We start from the raw sequence: 6,221 nt of genomic DNA, 5'->3' as shown, positions 1-6,221 counted from the left end.
GAAGTGGGCCAGTTTCTCCAGGAACCAGACATCCTGCAGCAGGGCGGGACCACGCGGGCCGGCCGTCTGGATGTTCTGATTGTCGACGACGGGCGCGCCGAAAGCGGTCGTGAGCTTGTTCATGTTGGGTTCCTCTTGCGGTGGCGTGGCCTCGATGGACCACGCCTGGACGTTTGTGGGTCTGGCAATGTGCAGGAGATTGCCGGCCGGCCTTCGGACTTTCCCGGCAGCATTCCGAGGTCAAACTCTGACTGAATGCGTGGAAGTCCGGCCAACTATCGCAGATGAAATGCGACAAGTCACATCGTATTGATCAATGACCCCGATAGGCCATCAGACTTTTTGGTTACTGAAGTAAATATTTTCGAGATCGCACGATGGTGTGCAGGGGAGAGGGCAAAGGCGGGGCGGAATGCCTCTCAGTCGTCGGCCGTTGCGAACTGGAATTGCCCCTTGCCCTGGGCCTTGGCCCGGTACAGGGCGCGGTCGGCCAGATGGAGGATGTCGTCGGCGGTCAGGCCGTCGGGGCGTACGTGGGCGATGCCGATGCTGACGCCCAGCCGGGCGTGGTGGCCGCTGGATAGTACATAGGGCGTACTGACCTCGCGCAACAGGTCGTTGGCCAGAGACTGCACGCTTTGCTCGCTTTCGTTGCGCAGCACAATGACGAATTCGTCGCCGCCGATGCGATAGACCAGCCCGCGCCCTGGCACGGCGCCCCGCAGCCGCTCGCCCACCCGCACCAGCAACTCGTCGCCGCTGCCATGGCCATAGGAGTCATTGACGGGCTTGAAACCATCCAGATCCATATAGAGCAGGGTCAGGAATCGCCCTGCCGCCATGCGCTGGGCGCTGGCTTCGCGGATATCGGCCAGTAGCGTGGAACGGTTCAGCAGGCCGGTCAGGGAATCGTGCCGGGCGCGGTGGGCGTTTTCGCGCTCGGAGCGCATGGTGGCCACCACCATCGCGTTCATGCGGAACGAAGCGCTGGTCATGCTGAATACGTACACGGGCAATTGCAGCAGCGTCAGCAGGAACACGGGCTCGTGGGCCTGTAGCGCGCCCACGCAGATCGGACCCAGCGTCAGCAGGATCATCATCGCCGTCATCCGCGGCGCGCCGTAGTTGCGGAAACAGATGCCGCCGCACATGGCGGCAGCAGACAGGCAGGCCATGGCCGCGCTGAGCCAGTCGCCACTGAGCACGCTGAGATACGCGCCGCCGCCCACGCTGGCGGCCCACGCCAGGGTCAGCGCGATGTGCCAGTCCGTGAGCGTGGGGCGATGCTCGCGCGCCGCGCGGCGGGCCGCGAACAGCACGACGACGCGCAGCGCGCAGATGGCCGCTTCCAGCGCCAGCCATGCCATGAACTCGGGCCGGCGCAGATGGAGGGTGATGACCGTGGCCACCATCAGGGTGTTGAGGATGCCGCCGAAGAAGATCGACAGCGTACCGAACAGGCTACCCACCAGGGCCGCACGGATCTCCGCGGGCACGTCGCGACCGGGCTCCGCTATCCAGCGCGTGAAGCGCCAGCGCGGGGCGCTGTAGACCTGGCCCGACAGGAACATGGGGGAATAGCGTTGACTCATCGACACGCATTTTGCCAGAGCCACGTTACGCCGCGTGCACTAGGAAGGGGGGTGTTTGCCCGGGGCAACGCCTGCCGGAAACATCTCCGCTGATCCATTGAAATCTGCATCGGTATTATCTGCGCGCCCTGTCTGATAACCCTCAGCAAATGGGTTGGATAATCCATTGCATTGATATAGAAATAACTGGATCGTCATATCGGGAAAGGAGGTGGTAGTGATAATCCGACAAAGTGGAATTATTTTAATTTGATTATCTGATTATCCAGAAAATCGTTCCGTAAGCAGCCGGAAAACCAGGGGTGGAAAATCCCATGAAAAACATGCCAGCGAAGTGCGGGACGCCCATGCCGGGTGGGCTTCAACGTAGCGGAATCTATGGTGCGGTGCTGTTGATGTTTTCGCCGGCGGCATCGGCGGTGACCGTCATTACGTCGGGTACCACGCAGCAGTCGTTCTCGAACGACTCCGCCTATGAGGTGGCGGCCGGCACTTCGATCGTGTCGGGAGCCGGCGATGCCGTGGTCATCCAGGGGCAGCCCGGCGCCACGCTGACCAATGCGGGGTCGTTGACGTCGTCAGGCCAGAGCGCCGCGACGGGCGTGCGTTTCAAGACGGAGGGGACCTTCATCAACCAGGCCTCGGGACTGGTGGACGGCAAGACATACGGCGTCTCCATGGAAGGCAGCGCCGGTAGCAGCAGCGTGGTCAATTACGGCGATATCAGTGTGAAATCCAGCCACGCGATCCATTTCGGCAGCGGTGCGTCAGGCACGATCGAGAATTACGGCACGCTGAACAAGGGGCCCAGTGGCAGTGTCATGAGCAGTGCCGACGGCATTTACCTAGACACTGTCGGGACGGTCTCGATCATCAATTACCAGAGCGGCCTGATCAGTTCCGGCGTTGGCCATCCCACGTATGGCAAGGGCATCATCCTGATGGCGGGGCCGGCGAACATTCAAAACATGGGAACGATCTACGGCTACCAGGGCGGTATCCAGAGCACGACGTCGAACGCCGTCAGCATCGTCAATATGCCCACTGGCGTGATCGATGGCGACAACCACGCCGCTATCGAACTGGTGCAGAACGGATCGGTCACGAACAGCGGAAGCATCGTCAGCAAGGGCGCGCCGGCCATCCTGCTGCTGGGCGGCAACAACAGCGTGGTGCTGGACGGGGCCTCCAGGCTCGATGGGGCCGGCAACGTGGCGATCCAGAGCCAGGGGAGCGGCAACACGATTGGCCTGACCGGCACCGGGGCGGAGGACAGCGATTTCAACGCAACGGAAGGCAATGGCTTTGCGTCGCTCACCGCGCAGGCCGGCAGCAACTGGACGCTGTCCGGCAACGCGGTGCTCGGCGGGGCGGGCGCCGATGCGCTGCATGTGATGGGCAACCTGACGCTGACGGGCACCGTGACCCAGCAGGGCGGCGGGGGCACCACCATCGACAACGGCGCGCAACTGACGCTGGGCGGTGGCGGCGCCTCGGGCATGGTGTCGGGCAATATCGCCAACGACGGCACGCTGGTCTTCCGGCGGAGCGACAACGTGGTGACTACTGCCGTGCTGAGTGGCACGGGCACGCTGCGCCAGAGTGGTCCCGGGGCGGTGATCCTGGAGGGTGTGGGATCGACGCAGGGCAACATCGCAGTCGATGCCGGCGTGCTGGGGTTTGCACGCTCGGGAAACGTTGTCGTGAGCGGCGATGTTTCCACCGCGGCGGGTGCCACACTGGGAGTCGGCGGCCAGGCGGCGCTGCAGGTGGGCAACCGCTTCAGCGTCGATGGCACGCTTGATGTGGTGGCGCGTCACGATATGCCTTCCATCACGGCAGGCACGGCGGTGATCGGGCCGGCTGCCAAATTCAATCTGGTGGGCTTTACGGCACCGGCGGAAGCCTCGGTCCAAGAACTGGCCTCGACCGCGCTGAACGTGATCCACACCACCACGCCGGGCGGGCTCACCGGGGCATTCCAGTCGATCCATATCGGCGGTCAGGCGCAGGAACCCGACTACCTGGTCCTGACATCGAGCTACGCGCCTAGCACCTTTGTGGTGGGGGTAGGACTGGCGTGGTACGCGTTGCATAGCACGCGGCCCGAAACTGCGAATGGCGTCTTCACGCTCGATGTAGCCGAGGGGTCCTTCGATGTGGACGCGCGCCTGATCGACCAGCCTGCCAATGCCACCACGGGCTGGGATGGCCGCACGCTGACCAAGGCCGGCCCCGGCACGCTGCAGCTATCGAAGGCCAACGGCTATACCGGTGCCACGTGGCTCAATGCCGGAACCCTGCGCGCGGGCGCGGCGAACGTGATCGCGGCCAGCGCGCAACTCTCGATCGCAGACGGTGCCACGTTCGATCTCGACGGCTTTGACCAACAGGTCAACCAGATGGCGGGTGCAGGCGCCGTGACGCTTGGCAGCGGCATGCTGACCGCTAGCTATACAAGTGACGGCGCGTACGCGGGAACTATCTCCGGCAGCGGCGGCTTGAACAAGGCCGGTCCCGCCACGCTGACGCTGACGGCAGACAGCCCCTACACCGGCCCCACCACAGTGAGCGTGGGAACGCTGCTGCTCGACGGGGATGGGCGCCTGTCCGGTACCTCCCAGGTGACCGTGGCACCGGGCGCCATCTTCGGCGGCTATGGCAGCGTCGGGGGCGCGGTGGTCAACAACGGGCTGCTGGCCGTGGCCGACGCCGCGCCCGGTTTCGAGAGCCGGCCCGCAGGCGGATTCACGATTGGCGGTGCGCTCGTCAACAGCGGGGAAATTCGCATGGGTTCGCCGGTGCCGGCCAGCACGCTGACCGTCAACGGCGACTACACCGGCAACAATGGCCGGCTGACGCTCTATACGGCGCTGGGCGGCGATACCTCGGCAACCGATCGATTGATCGTGCGCGGGAATACGGCGGGGCAGACACGGGTCACTATCCTCAATGCCGGGGGCGGTGGCGCGGCAACACAGAATGGCATCCGGATCGTGCAGGTGGATGGGCAGTCGAATGGCCTGTTCGCGCTCGATGGCCGCGTGGTGGGCGGCGCGTATGAGTACCAGCTGTACCAGGGCAGCGTCGACTCGCCCGGCGATGGAAGCTGGTATCTGCGCAGTTCGGACGGCAGTGCGCCACCCGTGCCGCGTCCGGAGCCAGGGACGTGGCTGACCAACCAGAACGTGGCGCAAGGAATGTTCGTGCATACGCTGTACGACCGGGTCGGCCTCCCCGATCCGAACCGTGCCGTGACGGGGCCTGACGGAACCGCTGCGCGGGCGTCGATTGGCTGGGCACGCGTGACGGGCGGCCGTGCGGATGGCAATGCCGCGCAGGGCCGCCTGGCGGGGTCGGCGGACAGCGCGTTGGCGCAGGCCGGCGTGGACCTGCTGCACTACGCATCGCCTTACGGAATCCTGCAGGGTGGTGTGATGGTGGGCTATGGCACCGCCACCACCCATACATCGGCGCGCAACAATCCGAACGCGGCGCGCGGTACGGTCAACGGCGGCGGCGCCGGACTCTATGGCACGTGGCACCGCGATGCGGGGGCAAACGCCGTGGGCAATGGCGGCCCCTACATCGACACGTGGTTCCACTACAGCCGCTTCGACAATACCGTGAAGGGTGGCGCGCTGGGCAACGAGACCTACAGCAGTCGCGTGTGGACCGGATCGATCGAAGGCGGCTGGATGCTGCCGGTGGGCCAGACGTCGATTGGCACCGTCCACCTTGTGCCGCAGGTGCAGGTGCTCTACACCGACTATTCGGCGGATGATCATGTCGAGAACAACGGCACCGTTGTGCAGAGCCGCAGCAGCGGAGGATGGATGACGCGGCTGGGCGCGCGGCTGTTTCACGCGCCGGAGACGCCGGATGACCCGGCGTGGATGCCGTTCCTCGAACTGAACTGGTGGCACAACACGCGGGCCAATGCCGTGGCCTTCAACAACGTGGTGATCGCGCAGGACGACCCCGGCGATCGCGTGGAGGTGAAGGTGGGGGCACAGGCGCCGCTGTCCGCGCGCTGGCGTGTCTGGGGACACCTGGGCTACCAGTATGGCAACGGAGGATATGAAAGCATTGCGGGCCAACTTGGCGTGCGCTACCAGTGGTGAGGTATGAAGAGGGCGGCGTGGCGTGAGACGCCGCGATAACTTGCATCGGGCCACGCCGCAGGTTTTCCGTGCCTTTTCAGACCGCGCTTATATCCTTACATGGGGTACAACGCGCAGGAGAGGACGATGCAGGCGAGGTTCGCGCGCGGCATTGCGCAAACGCCGCTCACCGTGGCGGCCCGGGAGTTTCCGCTGGAAGACGCAGCGGACATGCCCGAAGTGGGTGACCTGGTCACCGTCTACAGCCAGGACCTGGAAACCGAATTCAGCATCCGCCTGAACGCCGTGGCGGGTCCGGATCTCTGGTACGGCGTGATCTACGCCATTGGCCGGGGCGCCGAAATGCTCGTCGTGGCGGAGGGGCTGGAACTGGACGATGTGGTCAGCGTCCGACGCCAGGAAATTGCTTCGGTCATCAAGGCAGACCATCAGCACTGACGCATCGGGATCGCATTGCCGGGCCACGGAGCACGCGCGGGACGTTGCGGGCCGGGTCCGGCTGCGG

4 protein-coding genes are annotated in these 6,221 nt (G+C 64.9%); 2 read left to right on the top strand and 2 right to left on the bottom strand.

The window, feature by feature from the left end:
* A partial coding sequence (locus ABDB81_RS24450) for a catalase (RefSeq protein WP_346813851.1) occupies positions 1-123 on the bottom strand: 123 nt, incomplete at its 3' end.
* 296 nt (positions 124-419) lie between these two features.
* The gene (locus ABDB81_RS24445; RefSeq protein WP_346813847.1) at positions 420-1,592 is read right to left on the bottom strand and encodes a GGDEF domain-containing protein; all 1,173 of its coding nucleotides are present in this window, start codon (positions 1,590-1,592) and stop codon (positions 420-422) included.
* Positions 1,593-1,906: 314 nt separating this feature from the next.
* On the opposite strand from ABDB81_RS24445, the gene ABDB81_RS24440 reads away from it, so the two are divergent.
* Positions 1,907-5,716, top strand: a complete 3,810-nt coding sequence (locus ABDB81_RS24440; protein WP_346813846.1) for an autotransporter outer membrane beta-barrel domain-containing protein — start codon at positions 1,907-1,909, stop codon at positions 5,714-5,716.
* 126 nt (positions 5,717-5,842) lie between these two features.
* Positions 5,843-6,154 carry a hypothetical protein gene (locus tag ABDB81_RS24435; RefSeq protein ID WP_137927614.1) on the top strand — a complete coding sequence of 104 codons (312 nt, stop codon included), beginning with the start codon at positions 5,843-5,845 and terminating at the stop codon, positions 6,152-6,154.
* Positions 6,155-6,221: the final 67 nt, after the last annotated feature.

Source organism: Cupriavidus sp. DL-D2 (assembly GCF_039710735.1).
Taxonomy (GTDB): Bacteria; Pseudomonadota; Gammaproteobacteria; order Burkholderiales; family Burkholderiaceae; genus Cupriavidus.
The sequence above is the reverse complement of the archived record's forward strand: the minus strand, read 5'-3'. Positions and strand labels throughout refer to the sequence as shown.